2 protein-coding genes are annotated in these 1,101 nt (G+C 72.7%); both read left to right on the top strand.

Going from position 1 to position 1,101, the window contains the following annotated elements; translation table 11 throughout:
- Nucleotides 1-523: urea transporter (locus AE652_RS41885; protein WP_049661350.1), on the top strand; the 523-nt coding region annotated here is incomplete at its 5' end.
- A 114-nt stretch (nt 524-637) separates the two neighbouring features.
- Nucleotides 638-943, top strand: coding sequence for an urease subunit gamma (locus AE652_RS41880; RefSeq protein WP_049661349.1), 306 nt, complete (start codon nt 638-640; stop codon nt 941-943).
- Nucleotides 944-1,101: the final 158 nt, after the last annotated feature.

Here is a 1,101-nt window from a genome sequence, read left to right as displayed (position 1 = left end):
GGCCGCCCCCGGCTTCCGGCGACTGTGGCAGGGCGCGGGCGCACCCGCCGCGCTGCCCGTCCCGGCCGCCGGGCCGACCGGGCTGAGCTGGGACCAGCTCTGGCACGGCTTCTTCGCGAACATCGGTCAGATCTTCTTCATGCCGCAGTGGTACGTCGGACTGCTGTTCCTGGCCGGGCTGTTCGCGGCGAGCCGGCTCGCGGGCCTGATGGCCTGCGCGGGGAGCGCCACCGGGCTGCTCACGGCCTGGGTGTTCGGCGCCCCCGGCGAGGCGGTCGGGCAGGGCCTGCTCGGGTACAGCGGCGTCCTGGTCGCCCTCGCGCTGTGCGGGGTGTTCCTGGCGCCCGACGCCTGGAGCGCGGCGTACGCCCTGGTCGGTGCCGCCGGCGCGACCGTGCTCACGCCGGCGCTCGGCGCGGCCTCCGCGCCCTTCGGCGGTCACGCCTTCACCTGGCCGTTCGTCCTGACCACACTGCTGTTCCTGGCGGCGGTGCCGGCCGTCCCGCGCCTGCGCCGGACTTGATTCCGCGTCCGGCGCCGCCGAATTCATCTGATGTCGAGTAACCCCGGGCTCACCGAAGCCCGTTGAGCATCTTTCTGCATTCCATCGGATTCTCGGAAAGGAAGAGTGATACCCGTGAATCTCTCGCCGCGTGAGATCGACAAGCTGTACATCTACGTCGTCGCCGATCTGGCCCGCAAACGCCGGGACCGCGGCGTCAAGCTGAACTACAGCGAGGCCTGCGCGCTGATCAGCGAGGCGATCATGGAGGGCGCCCGGGACGGCCGCACCGTCGCCGAGTGCATGGAGATCGGCAAGCAGGTCGTCAGCGGCGAGGACGTCATGCCGGGCGTGCGCGAGATGCTCCCGCTGCTCCAGGTCGAGGCGGCGTTCGTGGACGGGACCAAGCTGGTCTCCTGCCACGACCCGGTGGGTGCCTGAGTGATGACCCGGTCCCATGCCGCCGCCACCGTGGTGCTGGCCGGCGGCCACGAGAGCGACGGCGGCCGGGACCTCGCGGCGCTGGCGGCCCGCGAGTCCACCGTGCACGCCGCGGCCCCCGCGGGCCGTCCGCTCACCGAGGCCGTCCGGTCCGCGCT

Origin of the sequence: Kitasatospora sp. MY 5-36, from assembly GCF_001182915.1 — a bacterium.
In the GTDB taxonomy this organism is placed as follows: Bacteria; Actinomycetota; Actinomycetes; order Streptomycetales; family Streptomycetaceae; genus Kitasatospora.
This window is presented reverse-complemented; position numbering and strand designations above follow the sequence as displayed.